At 68.8% G+C, this 24944-nt stretch carries 21 protein-coding genes and 1 pseudogene; 9 read left to right on the forward strand and 13 right to left on the reverse strand.

Annotated features, from left to right (window positions below; all coding sequences use genetic code 11):
* Nucleotides 1-25 precede the first annotated feature (25 nt).
* A complete protein-coding gene (locus ACFRKB_RS01685; protein WP_383102365.1) occupies nt 26-919 on the forward strand; it encodes a PIG-L family deacetylase in 894 nt (297 codons plus the stop codon).
* Between the two features lie 61 nt (nt 920-980).
* On the opposite strand, the gene ACFRKB_RS01690 is transcribed toward ACFRKB_RS01685, so the two are convergent.
* From ACFRKB_RS01690 to ACFRKB_RS01710, 5 genes are all read right to left on the reverse strand, one after another.
* Nucleotides 981-1751 carry a class I SAM-dependent methyltransferase gene (locus ACFRKB_RS01690; protein ID WP_383102367.1) on the reverse strand — a complete coding sequence of 257 codons (771 nt, stop codon included), beginning with the start codon at nt 1749-1751 and terminating at the stop codon, nt 981-983.
* Nucleotides 1748-2380, reverse strand: a complete 633-nt coding sequence (locus ACFRKB_RS01695) for a TIGR04282 family arsenosugar biosynthesis glycosyltransferase (protein ID WP_383102369.1) — start codon at nt 2378-2380, stop codon at nt 1748-1750. Before ACFRKB_RS01695 ends, ACFRKB_RS01690 begins: the two co-directional genes overlap by 4 nt.
* Nucleotides 2377-3120, reverse strand: coding sequence for a glycosyltransferase family 2 protein (locus tag ACFRKB_RS01700; RefSeq protein ID WP_383102371.1), 744 nt, complete (start codon nt 3118-3120; stop codon nt 2377-2379). The genes ACFRKB_RS01695 and ACFRKB_RS01700 overlap by 4 nt, the downstream gene beginning before the upstream one ends.
* A 173-nt stretch (nt 3121-3293) precedes the next feature.
* On the reverse strand, nt 3294-4355 hold the full coding sequence (locus tag ACFRKB_RS01705; RefSeq protein WP_383102372.1) for an NAD-dependent epimerase/dehydratase family protein: 1062 nt from the start codon (nt 4353-4355) through the stop codon (nt 3294-3296).
* 111 nt (nt 4356-4466) lie between these two features.
* A complete protein-coding gene (locus ACFRKB_RS01710; RefSeq protein ID WP_383102373.1) occupies nt 4467-5531 on the reverse strand; it encodes an ATP-dependent DNA ligase in 1065 nt (354 codons plus the stop codon).
* Nucleotides 5532-5605: 74 nt separating this feature from the next.
* Here ACFRKB_RS01710 and ligD point away from each other — a divergent pair, with 74 nt between their 5' ends.
* Complete coding sequence (ligD, locus tag ACFRKB_RS01715; protein WP_383102375.1) at nt 5606-6619, forward strand: non-homologous end-joining DNA ligase; 1014 nt, start codon at nt 5606-5608, stop codon at nt 6617-6619.
* A 73-nt stretch (nt 6620-6692) separates the two neighbouring features.
* Here the strand turns inward: ligD and ACFRKB_RS01720 are convergent, their stop codons facing one another.
* The gene (locus ACFRKB_RS01720) at nt 6693-8924 is read right to left on the reverse strand and encodes an OmpL47-type beta-barrel domain-containing protein (RefSeq protein WP_383102376.1); all 2232 of its coding nucleotides are present in this window, start codon (nt 8922-8924) and stop codon (nt 6693-6695) included.
* Nucleotides 8921-11401, reverse strand: a complete 2481-nt coding sequence (locus ACFRKB_RS01725; protein WP_383102377.1) for a ThuA domain-containing protein — start codon at nt 11399-11401, stop codon at nt 8921-8923. The genes ACFRKB_RS01720 and ACFRKB_RS01725 overlap by 4 nt, the downstream gene beginning before the upstream one ends.
* A gap of 203 nt (nt 11402-11604) precedes the next feature.
* On the opposite strand from ACFRKB_RS01725, the gene ACFRKB_RS01730 reads away from it, so the two are divergent.
* A complete protein-coding gene (locus ACFRKB_RS01730; RefSeq protein ID WP_383102562.1) occupies nt 11605-12624 on the forward strand; it encodes a multicopper oxidase domain-containing protein in 1020 nt (339 codons plus the stop codon).
* Nucleotides 12625-12895: 271 nt separating this feature from the next.
* On the opposite strand, the gene ACFRKB_RS01735 is transcribed toward ACFRKB_RS01730, so the two are convergent.
* A complete protein-coding gene (locus ACFRKB_RS01735; RefSeq protein ID WP_383102379.1) occupies nt 12896-14230 on the reverse strand; it encodes a tetratricopeptide repeat protein in 1335 nt (444 codons plus the stop codon).
* Nucleotides 14231-14664: 434 nt separating this feature from the next.
* Here ACFRKB_RS01735 and ACFRKB_RS01740 point away from each other — a divergent pair, with 434 nt between their 5' ends.
* The 3 genes from ACFRKB_RS01740 to ACFRKB_RS01750 all read left to right on the forward strand — a co-directional run bounded on the left by ACFRKB_RS01740 (nt 14665) and on the right by ACFRKB_RS01750 (nt 16856).
* On the forward strand, nt 14665-14868 hold the full coding sequence (locus ACFRKB_RS01740; RefSeq protein WP_383102380.1) for a hypothetical protein: 204 nt from the start codon (nt 14665-14667) through the stop codon (nt 14866-14868).
* A 610-nt stretch (nt 14869-15478) separates the two neighbouring features.
* On the forward strand, nt 15479-15967 hold the full coding sequence (locus ACFRKB_RS01745) for a DUF6082 family protein (protein ID WP_383102564.1): 489 nt from the start codon (nt 15479-15481) through the stop codon (nt 15965-15967).
* Nucleotides 15968-16274: 307 nt separating this feature from the next.
* Nucleotides 16275-16856 (forward strand): hypothetical protein, encoded by a 582-nt coding sequence (locus ACFRKB_RS01750; RefSeq protein ID WP_383102382.1) that lies wholly within the window; start codon nt 16275-16277, stop codon nt 16854-16856.
* Between the two features lie 3 nt (nt 16857-16859).
* On the opposite strand, the gene ACFRKB_RS01755 is transcribed toward ACFRKB_RS01750, so the two are convergent.
* On the reverse strand, nt 16860-17039 hold the full coding sequence (locus tag ACFRKB_RS01755) for a hypothetical protein (protein ID WP_383102384.1): 180 nt from the start codon (nt 17037-17039) through the stop codon (nt 16860-16862).
* Nucleotides 17040-17385: 346 nt separating this feature from the next.
* Here ACFRKB_RS01755 and ACFRKB_RS01760 point away from each other — a divergent pair, with 346 nt between their 5' ends.
* Nucleotides 17386-18339: an alpha/beta fold hydrolase gene (locus ACFRKB_RS01760; RefSeq protein ID WP_383102385.1), complete on the forward strand. Its 954-nt coding sequence runs from the start codon at nt 17386-17388 to the stop codon at nt 18337-18339.
* A gap of 123 nt (nt 18340-18462) precedes the next feature.
* Here ACFRKB_RS01760 and ACFRKB_RS01765 read toward each other — a convergent pair.
* A pseudogene (locus ACFRKB_RS01765) lies at nt 18463-19125 on the reverse strand (TetR/AcrR family transcriptional regulator); the annotation flags it as partial.
* A 192-nt stretch (nt 19126-19317) separates the two neighbouring features.
* Here ACFRKB_RS01765 and ACFRKB_RS01770 point away from each other — a divergent pair.
* Entirely contained in the window at nt 19318-20115 is a 798-nt protein-coding gene (locus tag ACFRKB_RS01770; RefSeq protein ID WP_383102387.1) for a VOC family protein, read from the forward strand.
* A gap of 170 nt (nt 20116-20285) precedes the next feature.
* Entirely contained in the window at nt 20286-20582 is a 297-nt protein-coding gene (locus tag ACFRKB_RS01775; protein ID WP_383102389.1) for a WhiB family transcriptional regulator, read from the forward strand.
* Nucleotides 20583-20670: 88 nt separating this feature from the next.
* Here the strand turns inward: ACFRKB_RS01775 and ACFRKB_RS01780 are convergent, their stop codons facing one another.
* From ACFRKB_RS01780 to ACFRKB_RS01790, 3 genes are all read right to left on the reverse strand, one after another.
* The gene (locus tag ACFRKB_RS01780) at nt 20671-21645 is read right to left on the reverse strand and encodes an acyl-ACP desaturase (protein ID WP_383102390.1); all 975 of its coding nucleotides are present in this window, start codon (nt 21643-21645) and stop codon (nt 20671-20673) included.
* A 117-nt stretch (nt 21646-21762) separates the two neighbouring features.
* A complete protein-coding gene (gene ddaH, locus ACFRKB_RS01785; RefSeq protein ID WP_383102391.1) occupies nt 21763-22548 on the reverse strand; it encodes a dimethylargininase in 786 nt (261 codons plus the stop codon).
* Nucleotides 22549-22640: 92 nt separating this feature from the next.
* Nucleotides 22641-24917, reverse strand: a complete 2277-nt coding sequence (locus tag ACFRKB_RS01790; RefSeq protein ID WP_383102393.1) for an ATP-binding cassette domain-containing protein — start codon at nt 24915-24917, stop codon at nt 22641-22643.
* Between the last annotated feature and the right edge of the window lie 27 nt (nt 24918-24944).

The following is a 24944-nucleotide window of genomic DNA, read 5'->3' on the forward strand; positions in this document are numbered from 1 at the left end:
CGCGCGGGCGAACCGAAGATGGGCCATGCGAACCCCACTCCGCGCCGGTATCGCCATCCTGGTCGCTCTGTGCGGCGTATCCCCCGGCGCGGCGGCCCGGGAGAGCGGTGCCCCCTGCCGGGGCTCGACCGTGGCGGTGGTGGCCCACCAGGACGACGATCTTCTGTTCCTCAACCCCGACCTGATGGATGACTTCAAGCACGGCCGATGTCTGCGTGTCGTGTACGTGACCGCGGGCGACGCCGGAAAGCCCATGGAGTACACCCTCTCCCGCGAGCGAGGGATGCGCGCCGCCTACGCCGCACTCGCCGATGCGGCCCCGCGCTGGCGCCGTGCCGACACGTGGGCGGACGGGCGTCGCTTCCTCGGCTACGAACTGGCCGTTCCCCACCGTCCCCGAGTCCATCTGACGTTCCTGCGGCTCCCCGACGGACACAGCCACGGCACCGGCGACAGGGCGCGGCACTGGCAGAGCCTGCGCAAACTCGCGGAGGGGGAGATTCCCCGCATGGTCTCGGTGGACGGCGTCAACAGCCTCACGTCCGAGGAGCTGACACACACCCTGGGGACCCTCATCGCCGAATCCGGCGCCGACACGGTCAGAACGCTGGACCCGGGCTCCGTGATGGCGCGATTTCACGCGACCGGCAGGGATCATTCCGATCACACGGAAGTGGGGAGGTATGTCACCAGCGCGGTGTCCGCGCTCCGGGCCGGAGAGATCGAACGGCTGGTGCACTATCTCGGATACCCGAGCGCGTCGCTCCTCGCGAACCTGAACGTGGGAGTCACCGCGTCCAAACAACGGCTCTTCGACGCCTACCTCAGCGGCAAGCGCTGCCGTGTGCCGTGCCCCGCCACCCCCCAGCACTTCCCGCGCTTCTATCTCCCCTGGCTCGCGCGGCAGTACCACGACTGACCGGCGCACGCGGCCCACGCGACGCACGAGGTCCACGAGGTCCACGAGCGGGTGGGCGGGATCAGCCCGGACGTTCCAGTGCGACGAAGCGGCGGCCCGCCGCGGTCCACTGCTCGGACGGGGTCCAGCCCGTGGCGCGGGCGTGTCGTATGAGCGCGCGGGCGCCGACGCGGGCCCAGGAGAACGCCTCGCCCGGGGCGCCGTTGCCGTTGTCGACCCGTACCCGCACGCGTTCGTCCAGCTCGGCGTCCATCCCGGCCGCGGCCGTCTCGACGATCAGCGAACCGGCCGAGCGGACCACCCCGGTGAGCCGGGCCAGCAGCGCCAACGGGTCCCCGCCGATACCGATGTTGCCGTCCATGAGCAGCGCGGTGTGCCAGCCGCCCTCGCGCGGCAGCGGATCGAACACCGACCGCACCAGCGCGCTGCCGCCCGCGCGCACGGCGTGTGCCACGGCCGCCGGGCTGATGTCGATACCGAGGGAGGGGCGGCCCCGGGACGCCAGCGCCGCCACGAGCCTGCCGGGTCCGCAGCCGATGTCGAGCACGGTGCCCCGGCAGCGTTCGAGCACCGTCAGATCCGCGCTGTCGGGCTCCCCGCACCAGCGCTCCACCTCCAGCGGCAGCAGCCAGCCGTCGGAGCGCCGCAGGAAGAGCGGGCCCCGGCCGGTGCGCAGCGCGTCGGTGTACGGGTCGGCCTGCCAGGGAGCCGTACGGCGCGGCCGGAGGGTGCCCGCGCCGGGCGACCGGGGCGGCGCCGGGGCATGGGCCGGGGCGTGGGTGTGGGCCTGGGCCTGGGTGGCGGTCTTGGGGGTGGTCCTGGCGGTGGTCATCGCACCCCGGCCCCGGCGAGCCGGCCGAGCGCCGCGGCGAACCGGCTGTCCGGTGCCTCGGCCGCGACCAGCGTGGCGTCCCGTGCGGTGTCGACATCGCGCAACGGCGGCAGATCCCGTACGGCCAGCCCCGCGTCCAGCAGCCGCGCGCGCTGTACGGCCCCGGTCTCGGGCACCGACATCGGTACGCCCAGCAGCAGCGCGGGGTCCGGCGCGGCGAGGCCCAGCGCCCAGAACCCGCCGTCCAGAGCGGGCCCGAACCACGCGTCGCACCCCTGCCAGGCATCGGGCGCGAGCGCGGGGGCCAGCAACTCCGGGGTGAGCTGCGGGGTGTCCATCCCGACGAGCAGGGCCGGCCCCGTACAGAGTCCGAAGGCGGCGGCCAGCCGCTCGTCCAGCCCGCCGCCCGACTGCGGTATGACCTCGATCCCCGCCGGCAGCCAGTCGCCGGGGACACCGTCGAGGACGAGTACCCACCGTCCCGCGGGCGCGGCCAGGACCGCCGCGAGGGTGTCGCACAGCGCCGCCTCCGCGAGCAGGGCGGCCTCCCCCGGCCGGAAGGGGGGAGTGAGCCGCGTCTTGACGCGCCCGGCCACGGGCGCCTTCGCCAGCACCAGGAGAGTCGTCATCGGGCACCTGCCCGGCTCGTCCCGTCCCGCCCGGCGCGCGAGCCGTCCGTCCCGGCCCCGGCCGGCGGCTCCGCCAGCACTCCGCGCATGTCGTGCACCGCCTGCCAGGTGCCGCGCCAGGTGCCGGTCACCTTCGACCTGCCGGTACGCGGCAGATACGGCACGTCGCGTTCCGCCACCCGCCAGCCCGCGTCGGCCGCCCGTACGACCATCTGGAGCGGATAGCCGCTGCGGCGGTCCGTGAGGCCGAGTCCGAGCAGCGCCTCGCGGCGCGCCGCACGCAGGGGTCCGAGATCGCGCACCCGCAGACCGGTTCTGCGGCGCAGCATCCGCGCCAGCGCCAGATTCCCGGCGCGCGCGTGCGCCGGCCAGGCCCCGCGCGTCTGCGGCCGGCGGCGGCCCAGCACCAGATCGGCCCGGCCCGCCGCGATCTCCGCCACGAAGGCGGGCAGCAGCCCGGGGTCCAGGGAGGCGTCACAGTCGCAGAAGCAGACGAACTCCGCCTCGGCCGCGAGCAGTCCGGCATGGCAGGCGGCGCCGAACCCGCGCCGCGGTTCCTGCACCACCGTCGCGCCGAGCCCGGCGGCGATCCGCGCCGAGTCGTCGGCCGAGCCGTTGTCGACGACGATCGCGCGCCAGCCGTCCGGCATGCGCCCCAGCACCCAGGGGAGGGCGAGGGCCTCGTCAAGACAGGGAAGTACGACGTCAACCGTCGTGGGTTCGGAGGGGGTCACGTCCATCACCGTATGAATTCGGGAGCCGAAAAAAGGGATGTGAGGCCTTACGAAACACGGACATGCGCGGGGCGGCGACCGGCCCCGGGCCGTTCGGGTCACAGCACCGGCGCGGACCGCGCCGGGACATGGGGGACCGGCCCGGGGCGCCTCTTGCCCGGGCCGCGCGCACGCGGCGGTCAGAGGACCGCGGCCGCGCGCTGGTCCGCCGCGGCGAACTCCGCCATGCCCTCGGCGAATCCGACCGAGGGCCGCCAGCCGAGCTCGTCCCTGAGCCGTGCCGACGACGCCGTGATGTGCCGGACGTCGCCGAGCCGGTACTCCCCGGTGATCACCGGTCCTGGGCCGCCGTGCGCCGCCGCCAGCGCCCCGGCCATCTCGCCGACGGTGTGCGGCTCACCGCTGCCGGTGTTGAACGCGCTCAGCAGGCCGGGCTCCCGGATCCGTACGGCACTCAGCGCCAGCGCGTTCGCCGCCGCCACGTCCCGTACGTGGACGAAGTCCCGCCGCTGCCGGCCGTCCTCGAAGACCCGCGGCGCCTCGCCCCGCGCGAGCGAGGAGCGGAAGAACGAGGCGACCCCCGCGTACGGGGTGTCGCGCGGCATCCCCGGCCCGTACACATTGTGGTAGCGCAGCGAGACGGCCCGGCCGCCGGTGGCACGGGCCCAGGCCGCCGCCAGATGCTCCTGGGCCAGCTTCGTCGCCGCGTACACATTGCGCGGGTCCGCCGCCGCGTCCTCCCCGATCAGCCCCGGCGTCAACTCCGCGCCGCAGGACGGGCAGCCGGGCTCGAAGCGTCCGGCGTCCAGGTCTGCCACGGTCCGCGGCCCCGGTGCGACCCGGCCGTGCCGGGGGCAGTCGTAGCGGCCCTCGCCGTAGACGACCATCGACCCGGCGAGCACCAGATCAGGAACCCCCGCCTCCGTCATGGCCGCGAGCAGTACGGACGTACCCAGATCGTTGCAGCTCACATAGTCGGGGGCGTCCGCGAAGTCCTTGCCGAGCCCGACCATCGCCGCCTGGTGGCAGACCACGTCCACCCCGCGCAGGGCGCCCGCGAGGGCCGTCCGGTCCCGTACGTCGGCCTGGATCCACTCCGCCTCGGGGGGCGGCGGCGGTGGGGCGGGGTGCGCCGAGGGCAGCAGGGCGTCCAGGACGACGGGCTGATGGCCGAGGGAGCCGAGAGCGCTGACGATGTGCGAGCCGATGAAGCCCGCGCCTCCGGTGACGAGTACACGCATGACGGGGACGCTATGCGGCGCCCGGCCGCCACGCGCGGTCACGCGCCGGGGCGTCACAGGTCCGTAAGATCGCGGCGCTCGTACGGCCCCGCCGGACCAACTCGTCCAGGGTCAGGGCGAACGCAGCACCTCCGCCAGGTCGTACCGCACCGGCTCCTCCAACTGCGCGTACGTACAGCTCGCGGGCGTACGGTCGGGCCGCCAGCGGCGGAACTGCGCGGTGTGCCGGAACCGGTCGCCCTCCATATGGTCGTACGCGACCTCGCACACCCGCTCCGGCCGCAGCGGAAGCCACGACAGATCCTTCGTACCCGACCAGCGGCTCGGCGCGCCCGGCAGCCGGGCGCTCTCGTGCGCCGACTCCTCCGTCCACGCCGCCCAGGGATGGCCCTCCGCCGACTCCATGCGCAGCGGCGCCAGTTCCTCGATCAGCTCCGCCCGGCGCTTCATCGGGAACGCGGCGCACACCCCGACATGCTGAAGCGCGCCCGCCGTGTCGTACAGCCCCAGGAGCAGCGAGCCCACGATGGGACCGCTCTTGTGGTGGCGGTATCCGGCGACGACCACATCCGCCGTCCGCTCGTGCTTGATCTTGTACATGGACCGGGTGTCCGGGCGGTACGGCAGATCGAGAGGTTTGGCGATCACCCCGTCAAGACCCGCGCCCTCGTACCGCTCGAACCACTCCCGGGCCACCTCGATATCGCCCGTGGCGGGCGCGAGATACACCGGCGGGTGCAGCGCCGCGAAGGCGGCCTCCAGCGCCTCCCTGCGCCGCGCCTGGGCGACGGTGAGCAGCGAGGCGTCCCCGAGGGCCAGCAGATCGAAGATCACGAAGCTCGCCGGGGTCTGCTCGGCGAGCAGGTCCACCCGGGACTTCGCCGGATGGATACGTTCGGTCAGCCGGTCGAAGTCCAGCCGGTCCCCATGGACGATCACGATCTCGCCGTCCACCACACAGCGTCCGGGCAGCTCGGCACGCAGGGACGTGACCAGCTCGGGGAAGTACCGGGTCAGCGGCTTCCCGGTCCTGCTGCCGATCACCACCTCGTCACCGTCGCGGTGGACGATCGCGCGGAAGCCGTCCCACTTGGCCTCGTACTGCATCCCGGGCGGGATACGCGCCACGGACTTGGCGAGCATGGGTTTCACGGGTGGCATCACCGGCAGATCCATGCCCCGATTGTGCTCGGGAACAGCCGCCCCCGCCCGATATGCGCTCCGCGCGGGCCCGGCCTACGGTGGCGCACATGGGTGCAGCGGTGGAGCTGGAGGCGGGCGGCAGGACCGTACGGCTGTCCAGCCCGGACAAGATCTACTTTCCCGAGCGCGGTTTCACCAAGCTGGATGTCGCGCGCTACTTCCTCGCGGTCGGACCGGGCATCCTGCGCGCCCTGCGCGACCGGCCCACCACCCTGGAGCGCTTCCCCGAAGGTGTCGACGGCGAGTCCTTCTTCCAGAAGCGCGCTCCCAAGAACCTGCCCGACTGGATCCCCACCGCCCGTATCGACTTCCCCAGCGGCCGTTCGGCCGACGAGATCTGCCCGACGGAGGTCGCCGCCGTCCTCTGGGCGGCGAACCTCGGCTGTCTCACCTTCCACCCCTGGCCGGTGCGCAAGGGCCGCACCGACCACCCCGACGAGCTGCGCATCGACCTCGACCCGCAGCCCGGGACGGACTTCAAGGACGCGGTCAGAGCCGCCCATGAACTGCACGCGTTCCTGGACGAACAGGGGTTGCACGGCTGGCCCAAGACCTCCGGAGGACGCGGCCTCCATGTGTTCGTACCGATCGAACCGCGCTGGACCTTCACCGAGGTACGCCGCTGCGCCATCACCGTCGGCCATGAACTGGAGCGGCGGATGCCGGGCCGGGTCACCACCGCCTGGTGGAAGGAGGAGCGCGGCACACGCATCTTCGTCGACTACAACCAGACCGCCCGCGACCGCACCATCGCCTCCGCCTACTCCGTACGACCCAAGCCGCACGCCCCGGTCTCCGCGCCGCTGCGCTGGGCCGAGCTGGACGAGGTCGCCCCGCAGGACTTCGATCTGGCGACGATGCCGGTGCGCTTCACCGAAGCGGGCGATCTGCACGCCGAGATGGGGGAGCGGCCGGACAGCCTGGAAGGGCTGCTGGAACTGGCCGACCGGTACGAACGGGACGATGGACTCGGGGACATGCCGTACCCGCCGGACTACCCGAAGATGCCGGGGGAGCCCAAGCGGGTCCAGCCGAGCCGGGCCAGGAAAGAGCGACCGTGAACGCGGATGTGCCCCTCCTCCGCCGAGAAGGGGCACACCGTGGGGATGGTCACTCGCTCTGCGAACGCGTGCTCTACAGCTCCTTGATGCGGATGCCGCGGTACGAGATCACGTCCGTCGTGCCGTGGACCTGGAGCCCGACATAACCGGTGGCGTACCGCCGGCCGTCCGTGCCGGGGTCGCCGGCGCGCTCCGGGTAGAAGGTCTGCCCGCCCACATTGTCGAACTCATTGATCACGACACCGTTGCGCAGGATCGTGAAGTGCTGGTCGACCACGCGGATCTCGTAGTCGTTCCAGGTGCCCTTCGGAGTGACCCCCGCGCCGCCCAGACCCACGCGGTCGAAGCCGTAGATCGAGCCGGTCTTGTACATGTCGCCGTCGGGCCTGTCGAGGATCTGGATCTCATGGCCGTAGTTGATGGCGACCCACTCCGGACGTGACTCCTCCGGGTGGTCATGGACGTTCGGGAAGCGGACGAAGACACCGCCGTTGGCGTTGCCGTTGCCCGGGGCGTCGTCGCGGAACTGGAGCTTCAGCGAGAAGTCGCCGTACTTGCGCTCCGGGAACCACAGCATGCCCATGCCCTCGACCGTGGTGCTGCTGGTGATGGCTCCGTCGCCGGAGAGCGCGAACTTACCGCCGCCGACCTGCTGCCACCTGGCGAGGGACGCCGCCGTGCCGTCGAAGAGATCGCGGTAGCCCTCGGTCTGGCCGGGCTTGCCGATCGCGGACTGCTTGGCGGCCCTGGTGATCTTGTTGAACTCACGCTGGTCGATGACATTGTCGGCCAGCAGCTTGTCGAGCACCGAGTCGACGTGCTTGAGGAAGAGGGCGTGCGAGCTCCAGTCCTTCTCGTCCTCGATCAGCTCGTTGATCGTGCAGCGGTTACGGGTCAGCCGGTTCGGCACACCCGTGTCGACCGTACCGACGATGACGGTCAACCGCTCATCGAACTCGGGACAGTTGGGCGCCGGAACGCCGCCGCCCTGCGCGATGGTGAACGACACCTGCTTGGCCTGCGCGGTGTTGCCCGCCTTGTCCGTCGCCCGGTACGCGAGGACGTGATAGCCGACCTGGTCGACGATCACGGGCGTCGTGTACGCGAGATACGGGCCGCCGTCGAGGGAGTACTCGATCTTGTCCACGCCGGATTCGGAGTCGGTCGCGGTGACGGTCGCCTTGGCGCTGGTGATGAACGCGCCGTTGGAGTTCTTGTCACCGGTCACCACCGCACCGGTCACCGGCGCGGTGGTGTCCTTCGCCGGCGCCTCCACGACCGTGAAATCGACGGACTTCTCGGCCGCCGCGTTGCCCGCCTTGTCGGTCGCCCGGTAGCGGACCTTGTGGGTGCCGGTCTGGTGCACCATCACCGGCGCGGTGTACGGCTGCCAGGCGCCGCCGGCCCCGAGCGCGTACTCGATGGTGTTGACGCCCGAGCCGGTGTCCGAGGCGGTGACGGTGACCGTGGCCATCGTCAGATAGTTGCCCGCCTCGTCCTTCTCGCCGCTCACGGTCGCCGAGGTCTCCGGCGGGGTCGTGTCGTCGGTCGGCGGGGCGACGACCTTGAACGAGACGGACTTCTCCGCCGCCACGTTCCCCGACTGATCGGTGGCCCGGTATCTGATCGTGTGGTCACCGACCTGGTCGACCACCACCGGAGCGGTGTACGGCTGCCACGGTCCGTCGGCGCCGACCGCGTACTCCGTCGTCGCCACCCCGGAGCCCGAGTCGGTCGCCGTCACGGAGACCGTGGCGGAACCGACGTACGCGCCGTCGCCGTTCTGCTGCCCCTCCACCTTGGCGGCGGTCTCGGGAGCCGTGGTGTCCCCCGGACCGACCTCGGTCACGGTGAGCACACCGGTCATCTGGCCGTGCCCCGGGATGGAGCAGTGGAAGCGGTACTTGCCCGGGGTCAGATTGACCTGGGCGGTGTACTTGCCGCCGTTGGCGTCGCTGGGGTTGGCCAGGATGTTCAGCTGAACGTCGTTGTTGTACTCGGGATCGGACACGTCGAACGTCAGCGTGTGCGGCATCCCGGTGGTGTTGCCGGTCGCCGCGCTGTTCTCGAAGACGATCGTGGTCGGCCCGGCCAGCGCGGTGGTCGGGAAGGAGAGGTACTTGTCGATGGGGTCGCCGGCCGTCCAGGTCAGCACCTGGGCCGCGGCCGCCTTCCCGCCGTCCGTACGGTCATCGGTACGCCCGTACGCCGCTGTCGAGGTCAGCCCCAGCACCATCAGGAACGCGCCCACCAGGGCCGTCCACAGGCGTAGAGGCCGATGCCTCAGGAGAGATCGGTGTCTCACTGCGCCGCCTTCCTGACCAGGTTGTTGGCGGCCGGTGTCGGCGCGCCGCCCTTGTACGTCACGCGCCACAGCGCGGACTGGTTGTCCGAGGTGAAGAAGCCCCGCCCGTAGTCGAGGACATAGAGCGAGCCGTCCGGGGCGAACTTCCAGTCCATGAGGTTGCGGATACCGCCCTGACCGACCGGAATGATCTTCTTCAGCGACTCGGCGTGCACCGGCAGACCGCCCTTGCCGACGGTCTTCGGGTCCGTCACCACCGCGTGGCGCGGGCTCTCGGTGGCGTCGTAGAAGTCACCCACGAACCACTTGCCGTCCCAGTACTCCGGCCACTTCTCGGTGCTGGCGCTCTGCGCGTCGTACCGGTAGACCGGTCCGTCCATGGTGGCCTGGCCGCCGCCCTTGAGCCACGGCAGGAGGTACTTGGCCTCCTCCGGCTTGTAGCTGGGCACGCCGTTCGCGTCGCGCGGGTAGTCCGGGGCACCGCCCTGCGGCGAGTACCAGATGGTGTTGCCCGTGACGGGAGGCAGGTTCACCAGACCGTCGTTGTTGGGCGACTCGTTCTTCGGCGCGGCACAGTTGTACCAGCCGAGCGGCTTGGACGGGTCGGGCAGATTACGGTCCCGGTAGGGCTGGTTGTTGCCCATGCAGAACGGCCAGCCGTGGTTGCCCGCCTTGGTGATCGCGGAGAAGGTGTCGTACTTCGCCGGGCCCCAGACGGTGGACGGCGAACCGGCGTCAGGGCCGACCCAGCCCGCGTACAGAATGTCGGTCTTCTTGTCGATCGAGATACGCGCCGGGTTGCGCACGCCCATCACATAGATCTCGCCGCGGGTCTTGCCGCCGCCCTCGGCCTGCTCCTCGCCCGTGAAGAGGTTCCCCTCGGGGAGGGTGTACGTACCGTCCGGCTCCGGGTGGATCCGGAGGATCTTGCCGTTCAGGTTGTTGGTGTTGCCCGCGGTGCGGCGCGCGTCCGCGAAGGAGACACCCTTGTAGTTCGGCTGCGGGTTGTTGCCCGAGTAACCGTCGCTGAATCCGGACGAGTTGTTGTCGCCGGTCGCGATGTAGAGGTTGCCCTTCGAGTCCCAGGCCATGCCGCCGCCGGCGTGGCAGCAGCTGTTCACCTGGACCGGCCACTTCAGCAGGACCTTCTCGGAGGCCAGGTCCAGCTTGTTGGTCGCCAGGTCCAGCGTGAAGCGGGAGACGCGGCGTTCCGCCATCCGGGTGTCACGGTTGAGCTGGGAGTGCGGGGTGTAGTGCAGATACACCCAGCCGTTGGTCTCGAAGGCGGGGTCCAGCTCGATGCCGAGCAGCCCCTCCTCGACCTTGATCAGCTCATCGCCGCCGCCCTTGTTGCCGAAGATCGTCAGCGCGCCCGCGAGGGTCACCTTCTTCGTCTTCGGGTCATAGACATGGATCTGTCCCAGACCCTTGCCGATGTTCGGGTCGGCCCAGTCGGTCACCACGGGGGCGCTGTTGTCGCCACCGCCGCGGCCGATGTAGAACACGCGGCCGTCGGGCGCGACGACCATGCCGTGCGGCTCGCCGATCTGGTCCTGCTGGCCCGCCTGGTTCGGCTGAGTGACGCGCTCCGCCTTGTAGTTGGAGTCGATCGTCGCCTTGCAGTCGGCGGCGGAGATACGGGTGGTCCACTGGAGCGCGCCGCGCAGATGGGTGCGGAAGTCGGTCTCGGCGTACGAGTCCGCCGTACCGCCCATCCCGGTGTAGAAGGACCGGCCGCCGTCGTAGTCACGGCACCAGGAGATCGGGTGGTCGGCGCCGTTGGCGCCCGTGCCGGGCTTGTAACTGGCCTCCCTGACGCGGGCGACCGTATGCACCTTGCCGGTCGGATTGGTGGCCCAGTTGAGCCACTTGTCCGGCCGCTTCCACTCCAGCGGCAGATTCTTGGTGGCCGGGTTGATACGGTCGCCGATCTCGACCGTCGCGCGCTGGACCGTAGCGGGGCTGGTCGTGGGACGCGCCCCGATCAGCCCGGTGAACCAGTCGGAGTACGGCTCCGTACGGGCCGCGTCATGAATGCCGAGGAAGCCGCCACCGGCCTCCACATAGGCTTCGAGGCCCGCCTCCTGCTCGGGGTCGAGCACATCGCCGCCGCCCGTCAGGAACACGACCGCGTTGAACCTGCCGAGCCTGGTGGCGTTGGTGAAGACCGAAGCGTCGTCCGTGGCCTCGGTCTTGAAGCGTCCGGCGGCGGGTCCCGTCAGACCGATCGTCTCGATCGCCTCGATACCGGCGTTGACGACCGGCGACTCCTCGGTGGCCGAGGCGTGGAAGACCAGGACCTTGACGTTCTCGCCACCGGGCGGCGATGGAAGAGACAACGTTGTCGACGGCGGCTCCGGGTACGGCTTGGCCGTGGCGGCGGTGCCGCCGAGCAGGGACGCCGCCATGGTGCCGGCCACCAGGGCCGCGGCCATTCCGCGCCTGGATCTCGACCGGTGATGTGGTGCGCGCTGCATGTGTTCACCCACCCCTCTTTGGTCACAGCAACAGCGCCTGAAACTAGACCTCTTTCGCCAGTACGCCAATAGGTACGACCGCAATCCCACCAACTTTGTCCTGAGTGTGGATAAACGAAGATCCCTGGTCTACCGTGTGGCCGTCCCCGGGGCCTCATGTGCCCCGTAAATCTCCGTACGGCACTGGGGAGTTCGGTATGGCCATGGACAGACGGAGCTTCAATCGACGCCTGCTGGCGGGAGGCGCGGTCGCCGCTACGGGGGTGACATCGTTGTCGGTTGCCTCGGCCCCGGCGGCCACGTCGGCCACCTCGGAGGTGACCCCGCCCAGAACCGCACCGGCGGGCGGTCAGGTACGTCATCTCAAGCTGTACGCCGAGACCTTGCCGAACGGTCAGATGGGCTACGGCCTGGAGAAGGGCAAGGCGAGCATCCCGGGCCCGCTGATCGAGATCACGGAGGGGGACACCCTCCATATCGAGTTCGAGAACACCACGGACGTGGCCGTCAGCCTCCATGTCCACGGCGTGGACTACGACATCGCCAGCGACGGCACCAGGATGAGCAAGAGCCATGTGGAGCCCGGCGGTACGCGTACGTACACCTGGCGCACCCACACGCCCGGCAAGCGCGCGGACGGCACCTACCGGCCGGGCAGCGCGGGGTACTGGCACTACCACGACCATGTCGTCGGCACGGACCATGGCACGGGCGGCATCCGGAAGGGCCTGTACGGGCCGGTGATTGTCCGCAGGAAGGGTGACATCCTCCCGGACAAGCAGTTCACGATCGTCTTCAACGACATGACGATCAACAACAAGCCGGGGGCGGAGAGCCCCAACTTCGAGGCGACGGTGGGGGATCGTGTCGAGATCATCATGATCACGCACGGCGAGTTCTACCACACGTTCCATATCCACGGTCACCGCTGGGCGGACAACAGGACGGGCCTGCTCACCGGCCCGGAGGACTCCAGCCGTGTGATCGACAACAAGATCACAGGACCGGCGGACTCCTTCGGCTTCCAGATCATCGCGGGCGAACACGTGGGCGCGGGCGCCTGGATGTACCACTGCCATGTCCAGAGCCACTCGGACATGGGGATGGCCGGCCTGCTCCTGGTGGCGAAGCCGGACGGCACGATCCCGGGATACGAGCCGCACCATCCGGATCACCCGATGGGGGCGGGGGAGGCGAAGGGGTCGGAGCACTCGGGGCATTAGGGACGGGTTCGACTTTGTCTGCGGGTGCGGGTGCGGGCCGGGGGGCGGCCTCGGGGAGGGGTCCCCGGAGGGGATCCGTGCATGGGGGCGGTCCTTTGCCGGCCTCGGGCCGGTGGGCCCTGTGGGCTGCGCGGCAGTGGAGTGGGGCGGCCCCGGCACCGGCTTAGCGGGCTGCTGTGGGTGGGTAGTTGGGGCTCATGCCCCGCTCGGGCTCGCTGCCTGACTCATGACCGAGCCCTGCCACTCTTGGGGAAGGGTGGCGGGGCCCTCGTCAGACGTACATGTCCGAAGGCAGTACAGTACGTGCGCGTTCGTATAGCGAGCCCGCGTACGCGTTCTTTGTGTACGGGCGAATCATCTTGACCATTGTCCGCATTCGGTCATCCGCACGCCCCGATTTGATCAAGGGCCATTCTTCCAAGGCGGTGGTCCAGGTGTGGCAAGCGGCTTCAAGGTGGCCAAGGGCTAGTTGACGTTCGGCCAACGTTGCGCGGTGCCGAACCCTCGCCCTTCGGTACACCCCGAAACGCAATTGGTCGGATTGCTCCATTGCTTCAACGGATCCGACTAGATCGCCGAGTTCGTAACGTACCTGAGAAATATGATAGTTGAGCGACGAAGGGTCATAGGAACCGAACGGCTTGCCTCGGTTTTCTGCCTGTTCCATAGCTGCTTCGGCCTCCCGGATGTGCCGAAGGGCTTTTGAGCGGTCCCCCGTCAGCGCTGCGGCATGCGCTTGTTGGCCAGCGAGAAATGCCCGCATCCGGGGACCCGCATTTGGTGAGGCGGCGGCAGCAGCATTCGCGAGATTCATGGCAGAATTTCCGTGGCGCAAGTCAACGGCTTGCACACTCATTCCGCGCAGAGTGGTGCAGTACGTCAAGTGATCTTCGGCGGCGCCAGCGAGTTCAAGAGCCTTTCGGTAGTACTGTTGAGCAAGTCCGTGCAATCCCTCATCAACCGCCATGTATCCGGTGAGGTAACAGAGATCGGATGCTGCTGCCATCATTGCTTTTCTGGCTTCCGTTGGCCCGTCGGCCCGGAGGTAGGGGGCAACGTGATTCACGAGAAAGGTGGCCGCCATCGGGCGGGCCGTGCGTCCGCCAAACTCGTCGTCGAGGTCCGAAACACGCTCGGTCATGTCTATGACCATTTGGACATCTGACATGCCGATGCTCTGTGTTGCGGAAGTGCGGGTTCGCTCCATTCGACCAACTACATCTGGCCAGTTGGGTACGGATAGCGCCACCGTGAACAATGCCGCGCCCATCAAGTTTCTGCGGTTCATATCCTGCGTGCCAAGATCAATGATTCCATCGACGGTCCCTGTAGCCCCCTCCGATGTAGTGGGCAGAGCCGGAAAGCCGACTTCAGAGTGGGTGACCGGCCGTCCTAGCTTCCTGGCCAGCGCCTCAAGGACCAATGCGCGAGTCTCCTGGCGAGGAAGCCCGCCGTTCAGCCACTGATGAACCGACGGTTCTCGGTACTTGAGTGGACTCCCCCTCTCAGTTCCAAGGCGGTTTACGGCCTGGGCGAACTGTCGCAGCGTCCACCCTGTCTCGCGGTACAGCCGTGCAAGGTCCCTGTTTGGTTCTGATGTGTTCACGGTCGCCGCCAACTCCCCGCCTAGCACTCTTAAAACTCTTAAATCCTGGTCGCTTCCCCACGGTACCGCCGTGAGTGACGGAGCGGTTGCCTAGTGCGAGCACAGCAACCGTAGGGCCGTATAGGAAGGGCAACGATGGCGGACCCGGCACTTCAACTATGTCTCCCTGTTGCGGAGTTGGTCGCACAGGTCCTGCCCCCCGAGCCTGCCCCGAATCCCGGTTGTCCTGTGTGTGCCGCGCTGGTCAAGCAGCGAGCGGAAGCCCGGGGCGGTCGCGGACCGCTGAAAGTGTGGGAGTGCAACCGTGAGCTTCGGGCGCACCCGCACCGACGGTCGGGCGACTTCAAATGAGGCGCGTCCCCGTTGCTCCGCAGCGGTACCAGGTCCGCCGACTTCCCGCAGCCTCCCCGAGTCTTGATGACCTTGTGGTCGGCATGGCTGTGTACGACTCAAGGTCTGAACTGGTCGCCGTGGTCGATGCTTTCTACGGCGCAGTCGTCAAGCTGACCCGCCCCGCAGGCTTCACCTGGGAATCACGGCGCGTTTCGATCCGACCGGCGACCGAGTACGAGAAGAACCAACTCAAGGCGCTGGCGAAGCATTACCGGACGCAGCTCATCCCTGTGGAGCCGACGTGATCAGCGCACGGACCTACTTCGGCACCGTCATGGGCGAGGGGCCGGCGAGCGGCACATGGCGCCGGATTGTGCTCGGCACCCGGCAGACCGATTCACCGGACCGTGCGCTTCGCTGGCTCCGAAAGGAAGCCCGTCGGATCGCTGATCGGCTGGACCCCGAGCCGTGGTCGGCATGGGCACCAACAGGCGTGCTCGTACAGGTAAGGGGCCCACAACCGAATGACGTTCCAGCCGAGCTGCGTTTCTGGGTGGGCGACGACGAGGAACAGCAGACGGCGCGGGTCCGACTCGCAGCGGGTGAGCGGTTCAGGCTCGTTACAGCCGACGCTTTGGGGCGGTACACGTTCACGGTGCTACCGGTGACCGTGCCCGCACGGCCCGCGGAGCCTCCGCCCGCCCCTGCTGGTCACCGGATGGTGCCGATTAATGGCGGTTGGCTCCGCCCATTTTCTCGAACGTCCAACCCTTACCCGGTGCTTCCCGCACTGGGCACCCCCGAACTCCGTACCGGCAGACCGGTACGGCTTCCGCCCTGGTCGTAAGCAGTGCGGCGACCGTCGACGGCGACCGGGACGAACACAACAAACACACTGCGCAATGAAAGGCCATGATGAAGCCCCTGGTGTTATCCGGTGCGATCCTCACTGCTGCGGCAGTCGGGGCCGCCCACGTCGTCATCGGCGTACGGCAGCACCGCGACCAGTGCGCGCTGGCCACGGCTGACATGCATGCACGGCTCATGGCGGACCAGGAATCCCGCCCGTCTCGCACTGCCATGTGGGCATCGCAGGGGACTATGACGGAAGAGCAGCGGGTCCGTGGGCTGCACTGCAACCGCTGGTTTGTGCTCTGGACGCTGCAACACCGTCTCGGAGTGGTGCCCTCCGCTGCACTCCGGCACGTGGCGGACGACTTCATGCAGCACCCGCAGAACGCCGAGTTTTGGGGCCGGGCACGCGACACATGGACCCGTGAAATCCGGGACAAGACTGACCGCCGATTATCGAGATTTTCGACGCGGCGTACGGGGCGAGGCCCCATGACCCGGACGAGCCCTTTGACCTGGTCGGCGTTGGCACCTGATACGCCGCCCTCATGACCCCTCTCGGGCGCGATGCGGTCGCCCCAAGAGGACCCGGAGAAACGGCCCGCATCACGGGCGGGTTCATCTCCGAGGAGAACGGCCGGACGTCCCCCGCTTCCGGCCGACCGCGCGGGGCTGGCCTGGATTCAGGACCGGGCCAGCCCCGACCAAGCTCCGTCTCTGCCGGGGTGCCGCCACCAACCCCCGGCGGGGACGGGTGAAACCCCCGCACTGGTGGAGCACGACGCATAGCGCCCTCGGACAGTCGCCAACCACCAGGGCGGGTCATCACAGCACACAACCCCAAAAAGGAGAGTGCAACGTGAACACCACCACCGATAACCGTCCTGCCCCCGCGAGGGTGGCGGAGCGAGCCCGAGAGATCATGACGGCCCTTTCGCGGGACCCGGAGTTCAGCGCGTTCAGCGCCGCCGCGCTCAAGTACGACGAGGCATGGACGTGCTTTACCGGATTCCCGGTCATCAGTAACTGGGACCTGGACGCCGACAAGCGACCGCTACTGACCGAGGGACTTCGGGCACTCGCCCTCAAAGCCGCTGTCTATGAACTCGGCGGTCAGGATGAGGCCATGACTGAAATCCCGATCGCCGTACCGGTGGACGAGATGATGCACGCCATGATCGCGCAACCCCAGTTGCTCGCACGCATCGCGGCGCGTATCGGTATCGCGGTCATCCACCAGACCGACAAAGAGCACCACGACTACACCACCGGCGACTACACGCACACCGCGTACGTCCACGCATGGGGCACACCGCCCGGACGCTACTGGGTGGACCACACCGAAGCGGCGCGACGACTGGACATCCTCGACGGCAAGTACGCCGCCGCGGGGTTCCTCCGGTCCGGCAAGGCACACACGATCGACTTCGCCACCACGTAGCGGCTAGTTGAGAGCGCGGCGCAGCGTCGTGAGCGGGTCAACCGCGGGGAACTGGCATCGAATCTTCGCCGAAGCCTGCTCAATCAAGTCTTCAAGCAACACCGGCGCTGCGCCGTGCAACACGTCACGCAAGTACGGCACCAACTCCGCCACATCGACCGGCAATTCAAGTTCGATCGCCACAGGGACGTTCTCGCTCTTGTACAGCCCTGGCGGGAGCCCGACCTTATCCGGGTGGACACACACCGGAGTCCCGTCCGCGGCGTACCGGTGCCCGTCATCGGGATTGAAAGGGCACTCTTTCGTTGGCCGCTCGTAGACATCGAACTGCCCTACAGGGAGCGCCCGCGAGGGGCAGATGCCGCACGCGAGATGGTGAACGTCACTGGGAACGAAAGCCGCAGTCATAAGGCGACCATAGCGACCACAGACGGTGGGCCCCGCTACCCGCTCCGTCACCCAGGCGAAACTAAACGAACGATCGTGCTAGCATCTCTCCATTCGCCGGCCGATCAAGGAGATCCGGGCCATGTCACCCATGACCGCGCTCGTCCAGACCGTCTTCCGTCCCGTCCTGCGCACCTCCCTCAACACCACCTCGTTCCTCGCCCCTCGGCTGGCCGGACGTGCCGCGTTCGCCATCTCCCTCCATCCCGCAGGTCGCAGTCCCCTCCGCCCGGGGGAGAGCGATCCGCTCGCCGACGCCCGTACCGGACAGCTCACCGTGAACGGCAAGTCCGTCGTGACCTACCAGTGGGGCGACGGCACGCGCCCCGTGCTGCTCGTGCACGGCTGGAAGTCGCGCGCCGCGCGGTTCGGGGCATTCGTCACGGCGTTGCGCGAGCAGGGGTACAGTCCGATCGCGTTCGACGCCCCGGCGCACGGCGCCTCCTCGGGGCGTAACACCTCGATCGTCGAATACCGGGAGATCATCCGGCAGTTGCACGCCGAGCACGGCAGGTTCGAGGCCGTCATCGCCCACTCGTTCGGCGTGCTCGCGACGTTCTTCGCCCTGCGTGGCGGCGTGCGGGCGCGCCGGGTGGTCGGGATCGGCGGAGTCGCCGAATTCAGCTGGATCATCGACGCGTTCCGTACGCTGCTCGGTCTGCGCGAGCGCATAGCCCGCGACATGCGTGGTTATGTCGAGCGGGTCATGTTCCCTGGGGACCCGGACATCTGGCGGCGCCTCAACGCCTCGTACCGCCCTGAGGAGATCGGCGTCCCTGTGCTGCTCTTCCACGACGAGCATGACGAACTGGTGCCGGTCGGCCAGTCCCGGGCCCTCTCCCGCGCGTACGGGGAGGGCGCACGGCTGGTCGTCACCCGGGGGCTCGGCCACCGGCGGATCCTCGGCGACCCCGAAGTGGTCGCCGCCGCCGTGGACTTCGTACGCCAGGCGAGGCAGCACGCCGCCTCGTCAGAGCCATCGGACGAGCCGGTCGTACGGGACGCCGCCCCGCGCCCCGGATCAGCTGTCCTCTGATGCCCTCGCGCCCGACGTCTTGGCCCCCGACGTCTTGGCTCCCGACGTCTCCGGCCCCGATGCCTTCGGCCACGACGTCTTCGCCCCTGACGCCCGGACGTCCCGCCCGAAGCCGGGGGCTTCCGGGAGGGCGGCCGGGTCGGTCGCGGCGGCGCGCAGCCGGGTCAGAATGCCCCGGGCCGCCCTCTCGTACGCACTCTCGTCGTCGTGCAGTACGGACTTGGCGTTGGCCGCCTCCATCAGCGCGATGATCTCGAACGCCAGCTGTGGCACGTCCAGTTCAGCCCCGAAGCCACCCGCGAGCCGCGCCTTCTCGATGGTGCGCTCCACATAACTCACCCAGTCGTCCAGGGAAGTGGCGATCGCGTCGTGCACCGGGCCGCTGCGGGCGTCGAACTCGGCGGAGACGGCGTAGAAGAAGCAGCCACCGGTGAAGACCCGGTTCGAGGAGTACGTCAGCCAGTTGTGGCACAGCGCCCACACCCGCCCGGCGCCCGGGGGAAGTTCGCGCGTCGGCCGGACGACATGCGTGGCGTAGACATCGGTGGCCGCCCGTACCGTCGCCAGCTGAAGCTCCTCCTTCGAGCCGAAGAGGGCGAAGACACCGCTCTTGCTCAGCTTCAGCTCGGTGGCGATACGACCGAGGGAGAGCCCTTCCAGCCCCTCGACCGACGCGATGTCCATCGTGCGGTCGAGCACCAGCCGCCGGGTCTGATTGCCACGCTCGACGCGCCCGTCAGTACCGCGTCCGTCGGCACCGCGCCCGTCAGTACCGCGCCCGTCGATACCGCGCCTCCCCGCACGGACCCGCGCGTGTCCGTCGCCGTCGCCACGTGTGCCGCTCATCGTCCCACTCTACTGAACGCACGATCGTGCGGCCTCCTGCCCGGGGCCGCCCGGCAGCACATGCGAGGGCGTCGTGCGCGGAGGAGACTCGGACAGGAGAGAGAGCTATGGGATCCCATGAAGGAGCGCGCCATGGTCAGCACCCCCTTTGTCACTGGTTCCCCGGTGTGGATCGACCTCGGCACCCCCGATATCGAGGGCGCGACCGCCTTCTACAAAGGCATTTTCGGCTGGGATTTCGTGTCCGCCGGCCCGGACGCGGGCGGCTACGGCCTGTTCCAGCTGAACGGCAGGACGGCAGCCGGCGTCATGCCCGTGGAGCCGGGTCAGGCTCCGCCGTCCTGGTCCTTGTACTTCCAGACGCCCGACGCCGATGCCACGGCCAAGTCCGTTCAACAGGGCGGCGGTTTCGTGATCTTCGAGCCGATGGACGTCATGGACCTCGGCAGGATGGCGGTCTTCACCGATCCGTCGGGCGCGGGCTTCTCGGTCTGGCAGCCGGGCAAGAACAAGGGCCTGGACGCCGTCAACGAGCCGGGCAGTATCTGCTGGGGCGAGCTGTACACCCCGGACGAGGACGCCGCGTACCGCTTCTACAACTCGGTCTTCGGCTGGGAGACCACGAGCATGCCGATGCCGGACGGAAACGGCAGCTATCGGATGGTGAGCCCCGCAGGTCAGGGCGCCCAGGGCATGTTCGGTGGCTTCGTGCCGATCGGCACCGACCCCGCGGAGTCCGACACGGGACCGCACTGGCTCCTGTACTTTGCGGTCACGGACTGCGACGCTTCAGTAACGGCCGCGCGGAAGCTGGGCGGTAAGGTCCGGGTGGCGCCGACCGATATCGAGGGCGTCGGGCGGTTCGCGAAGCTCGCCGATCCGTCCGGGACGCGGTTCGCGCTGATGCAGGGCGTGGACCAGACCGGCTGACGGCGGCGCGGGAGACGCCCGTACCGCACCGGCGCGGGAGACGCCCGTACCGCACCGGCGTGGGAGACGTCCGGTCCGGCACCGGCGCTGAAGACGCCCGGTCCGCACCGGCCCGTCGCGTTGACCGTTCGTCAATCACCTGTTTATCGCGGCCGGGCAACCTGTCCGGCATGCCGATCAACAGCACCACCAGCACGACCGTCACGACCGTCACGACGGACCGCAGCGAGCACGAACTCTCCTGGCAGGAGAGCGCGTTGTGCGCACAGACCGGGCCGGAATTCTTCTTCCCCGCTCCCGGCTCCTCCACCCGCGAGGCCAAGCGGCTCTGCGGCGCCTGCGAGGGCCGGGTGGCCTGCCTCCAGTACGCACTCGCCAATGACGAGCGATTCGGGGTCTGGGGCGGCCTCTCGGAGAAGGAACGACAGAACCTCCGGCGCGACGCGGCCGGCCTTCACAGCAGCTGAACGGGGCGCGTACACGCATCGTCGCCGCCGCCGGAGATCACGGCGACGGCGACGATTTGGGCAGCCGGTACGGAGGCCGCCGGCCGCATCAGCCCGCGGCGCGTGCCGCCATCCGCGCCTTGCGCGCGGCGAGCTTCTCGTCGAACTTGCTCGCCTCGCTGTCCAGACCGCCCATGTACATACCCAGCTCCTCCTGCGCCTTCAGCCCCTCCGGGCCCAGCCCGTCGATCTCCAGGACCTTCAGGTAGCGCAGCACCGGCTGGAGCACGTCGTCGTGGTGGATCCGCATGTTGTAGATCTCGCCTATGGCCATCTGCGCGGCGGCGCGCTCGAAGCCGGGCATGCCGTGTCCGGGCATCCGGAAGTTCACGACGACATCGCGGACGGACTGCATGGTCAGATCCGGGGCGATCTCGAAGGCCGCGCCCAGCAGATTCCGGTAGAAGACCATGTGCAGGTTCTCGTCCGTGGCGATCCGCGCCAGCATCCGGTCACAGACCGGGTCGCCCGACTGGTGGCCGGTGTTGCGGTGCGAGACCCGGGTCGCCAGCTCCTGGAAGGCGACATACGCGACGGAGTGCAGCATGGAATGGCGGTTGTCGGACTCGAAGCCCTCCGACATGTGCGCCATCCGGAACCGCTCCAGCTTGTCCGGGTCGACGGCCCGCGAGGTGAGCAGATAGTCCCGCATCACGATGCCGTGCCGGCCCTCCTCCGCGGTCCAGCGGTGCACCCAGGTGCCCCAGGCGCCGTCGCGGCCGAAGAGGCTGGCGATCTCGTGGTGGTAGCTGGGGAGGTTGTCCTCGGTCAGCAGATTGACCACGAGCGCGATCTTGCCTATGTCGGTGACCTTCGACTGCTCGGGGTCCCAGGCCTCGCCGTCCTCGAAGACGCCCGGGAAGTTGCGGCCGTCGGCCCACGGCACGTACTCGTGCGGCATCCAGTCCTTGGCGACCTTGAGATGGCGGTTGAGTTCCTTCTCCACCACCTCTTCCAGCGCGTACAGCAGTCGGGCGTCGGTCCACGCGTCCGAACTGCCGAGGTGGGGAGAGGTGATCGACACGGGTGCTCCAGGGGGGACGGGAGATTTACCTACGGGTTCGTAGGTTACGACACCGTAGGTTAAGGCCGCGGTAAGGCGAAGGCCAAGCCCGGGAGCGTCGAACATCCCTACGCTCGGTCATGCGCGCAGGTCAGACAGGTCGCGAAGGCGCACAGAGAGACAGGTCACGCACCCTTCGAGCTTCTCGTACTCGCTGATATCGACCGGTACCGGCTCATAACCGAGCCGCGCGAACAGCTCCGCGCTCCTCGGGGCGCTCGCGGCCATCAGCAGTTTTCCGCCGCCGAGCAGCACCACATGAGCGCCCGGCTCCTCGGGCACGGGCAGAAAGCGCGGGAAGACGGACGGGGTGTCCACCAGCGGCTCGTAACCGATGACGGTGGAGTCCGGCAGAGCCGTCACGGCCGACTTGAGATGCAGCACGGTACGCAGGGGTACGGCGACGACCCGCGCCCCCAGCGGCTCGAAGGCCGCGCGCAGTTGCTGGATGCCCGCCGCGTTCGTCCGGCCGCCCTGCCCCACGTACACCGTGTCGCCGGTCTTCAGGACATCCCCGCCGTCGAGCGTGCCCGGCTCCCGTACGTGCCGCACCGAGCAGCCGAGCCGGGCCAACTCCACCTCCACACCGGGTGTTTCGGGTCGGCGGGAGAGGGCGCCCGGCCGGTTGATGAGCGCGACGTTCCGGAACATCACGACGGTGTCCTCGACGAACACCCCGTCCGGGCAGTCGTCCGCCGGGGCCACCTCCACGGTCTCCCAGCCGTGCGCGCGCAGCGTTTCGGTGTACCGCTCCCACTGGTGCAGCGCGAGTTCCGTATCGACGGGGGTGCGTGCGATATGGGTGACCAGCCCCTCGGCGAGGCGCGGGCTCGGGCGTCGGATCAGGGCTTTCCTGCTGGGCACGGGCGAGTCTCCGGATCGGTGAGGGGTAATGGGGTGAGGGACAGGTACAGCGCGAAGGGCAGGTACGGCGTGCGGGATCCGCACCTCCCGGCTCAGGCGCCCGGAAGCGGGGTCCCCTCCAGCTCGCGGCGCAGATATTCGGCGGTGAAGGACTTGGGGTGCTCCAGCAGTTGCCGCGGAGTGCCCTCGAAGACGATCTCACCGCCGTGCTTGCCGCCGTCGGGACCGAGATCGATCACCCAGTCCGCGCGTTTGACCACATCCATGTTGTGTTCGACGCAGATCACCGAGTTCCCGGCGTCGACCAGCCGGTCCAGCAGCGCCACCAGTGTGTCCACGTCCGCCATGTGCAGCCCGGTGGTCGGCTCGTCGAGTACGTACACACTGCCCGTGCGGTGCAGTTGGGTGGCCAGCTTGATGCGCTGGCGCTCGCCGCCGGAGAGCGAGCTGAGCGGCCGGCCGAGGGTGAGATAGGTCAGCCCGACGTCATTGAGCGTACGCAGCTTCCGCAGCAGCGCCCTGTCCTCGATGAACTCCATGGCCACCGCCGCCGTCATGTCCAGTACGTCGACGATGGAGCGGCCCCGTACGGTGTGCCGCAGCACCTCGTCGTGGAAGCGCCGTCCCTCGCACGCCTGGCAGGTCGTGGTCACCGGGTCCATGAACGCGAGATCGGTGTAGATCAGCCCGCGTCCCGAGCACTCCCCGCACGCCCCCGAGGAGTTGAAGCTGAACAGCCCCGGCGCGACCCCGTTCTCCTTGGCGAAGATCTTGCGCACGGTGTCCATGATGCCGAGGTACGAGGCGGGCGTGGAGCGGGACGAGGCGGTGATGGCGCCCTGGTCGATGACGATCGCCTCCGGGTACGCCGCCGTGAACACCTCCGAGATCAGTGTCGACTTTCCGGACCCCGCGACCCCGGTCACCGCCGTGAGCACACCGGTCGGGAACCGTACGTCGATGCCCTTGAGGTTGTGCAGCGCCGCGCCGGTCACCGGAAGCCAGCCGGCGGGGGAGCGGAACGACTCCTTGACGGGCGTACGGCGGCGCAGACAGCGGCCGGTGAGCGTATCGGCCTCCCGGAGCGCGTCCACCGGGCCCTCGTAGACGACCTGGCCGCCGTCCGTCCCGGCCTTCGGACCCATGTCGACGACATGGTCCGCGATCGCCATCACATCCGGGTCGTGCTCCACCACCAGCACCGTATTGCCCTTGTCGCGCAGCCGTACCAGCAGATCGTTCAGCCGGCCGACATCGCGCGGATGCAGGCCCACACTCGGCTCGTCGAAGATGAAGGTGAGGCCGGTCAGTGAACTCCCCAGATGGCGCACCATCTTGAGCCGCTGGCCCTCACCGCCGGACAGTGTGGTGGTCTCCCGGTCCAGACTGAGATAGCCGAGCCCGATCCCGACCAGCCGCTCCAGCCGTTCACGGGCGGCAGCCGCGATCGGGGTCGCCACCGGATCGTCTATCCGGCCGAGCACCTCGACCAGATCGGCGACCTCCATACGCGTGTGATCGGCGATGCTCAGCCCGTCGATCCGGGAGGCGAGCGCGGCCTCGTTGAGGCGCGCCCCGCCGCACGCCTCGCACAGCCGCTCCACCGTGAAGCGCGCCGCCGCCTCCTTGCGCTTCTCGGAGAGGTTGGCGGTGTCACGCTTGAGGAAGAGCCGGGTGAAGCGGGAGACGATTCCCTCGAACCGCATATCGACCGAGCCCGACTTCACCTCGATCCGTACCTTGAAGTCTCCGCCGTGCAGGAGCATTTCACGCTCCTCGTCGGTGTACTCGCCGAGCGGCTTCGTACGGTCGAAGCGGCCGGAATCCGCGTACAGACTCCACTCCCAGCTGTTCACCGAGAGTCCCGGCAGCAGCAGCGCGCCCTCGTCCAGCGACTTGGACCAGTCGATCGCCCGGTCGATGTCGAGCGCCACCACCCGGCCCACCCCGTCACAGGCCGGGCACATCCCCGACGGGTCGTTGAAGGAGTACGCGGTCGCCGCCCCCGCGCTCGGGACGCCATGGCGTGAGAACAGCACCCGGATCACCGAGTAGATGTCCGTCATCGTGCCGACCGTGGACCGGACATTGCCGCCGATCGGTTTCTGGTCGACGACGATCGCCACCGAGAGATCGTCGATCCCGTCGACGTGCGGGCGCTCGTACTTCGGCAGGTAACTTCTGATGAACGAGCTGAAGGTCTCGTTCAGTTGGCGCTGCGACTCCACCGCGACGGTGTCGAAGACGATCGAGGACTTGCCCGATCCCGACACCCCGGTGAAGACGGTGATCTTGCCCTTCGGAATGGTGAGGGACACGTCCCGGAGGTTGTTCTCACGGGCACCCGTGATGGTGATGTTCTGTGGCATGCCCCGACGCTAACGGGGAATCCCGAC

The organism is Streptomyces scopuliridis, from assembly GCF_042790125.1.
Taxonomy (GTDB): Bacteria; Actinomycetota; Actinomycetes; order Streptomycetales; family Streptomycetaceae; genus Streptomyces; species Streptomyces scopuliridis_A.

Excerpts from the sequence above, each read along its gene's own strand:
- ACFRKB_RS01685 (WP_383102365.1), top strand. The coding sequence starts at position 26 with ATGCGAACCCCACTCCGCGCCGGTATCGCCATCCTGGTCGCTCTGTGC.
- ACFRKB_RS01690 (WP_383102367.1), bottom strand. The coding sequence starts at position 1,751 with ATGACCACCGCCAGGACCACCCCCAAGACCGCCACCCAGGCCCAGGCC.
- ACFRKB_RS01695 (WP_383102369.1), bottom strand. The coding sequence starts at position 2,380 with ATGACGACTCTCCTGGTGCTGGCGAAGGCGCCCGTGGCCGGGCGCGTC.
- ACFRKB_RS01700 (WP_383102371.1), bottom strand. The coding sequence starts at position 3,120 with ATGGACGTGACCCCCTCCGAACCCACGACGGTTGACGTCGTACTTCCC.
- ACFRKB_RS01705 (WP_383102372.1), bottom strand. The coding sequence starts at position 4,355 with ATGCGTGTACTCGTCACCGGAGGCGCGGGCTTCATCGGCTCGCACATC.
- ACFRKB_RS01710 (WP_383102373.1), bottom strand. The coding sequence starts at position 5,531 with ATGGATCTGCCGGTGATGCCACCCGTGAAACCCATGCTCGCCAAGTCC.
- ligD (WP_383102375.1), top strand. The coding sequence starts at position 5,606 with ATGGGTGCAGCGGTGGAGCTGGAGGCGGGCGGCAGGACCGTACGGCTG.
- ACFRKB_RS01725 (WP_383102377.1), bottom strand. The coding sequence starts at position 11,401 with ATGCAGCGCGCACCACATCACCGGTCGAGATCCAGGCGCGGAATGGCC.
- ACFRKB_RS01730 (WP_383102562.1), top strand. The coding sequence starts at position 11,605 with ATGGACAGACGGAGCTTCAATCGACGCCTGCTGGCGGGAGGCGCGGTC.
- ACFRKB_RS01740 (WP_383102380.1), top strand. The coding sequence starts at position 14,665 with ATGGCTGTGTACGACTCAAGGTCTGAACTGGTCGCCGTGGTCGATGCT.
- ACFRKB_RS01745 (WP_383102564.1), top strand. The coding sequence starts at position 15,479 with ATGAAGCCCCTGGTGTTATCCGGTGCGATCCTCACTGCTGCGGCAGTC.
- ACFRKB_RS01760 (WP_383102385.1), top strand. The coding sequence starts at position 17,386 with ATGTCACCCATGACCGCGCTCGTCCAGACCGTCTTCCGTCCCGTCCTG.
- ACFRKB_RS01770 (WP_383102387.1), top strand. The coding sequence starts at position 19,318 with ATGGTCAGCACCCCCTTTGTCACTGGTTCCCCGGTGTGGATCGACCTC.
- ACFRKB_RS01775 (WP_383102389.1), top strand. The coding sequence starts at position 20,286 with ATGCCGATCAACAGCACCACCAGCACGACCGTCACGACCGTCACGACG.
- ACFRKB_RS01790 (WP_383102393.1), bottom strand. The coding sequence starts at position 24,917 with ATGCCACAGAACATCACCATCACGGGTGCCCGTGAGAACAACCTCCGG.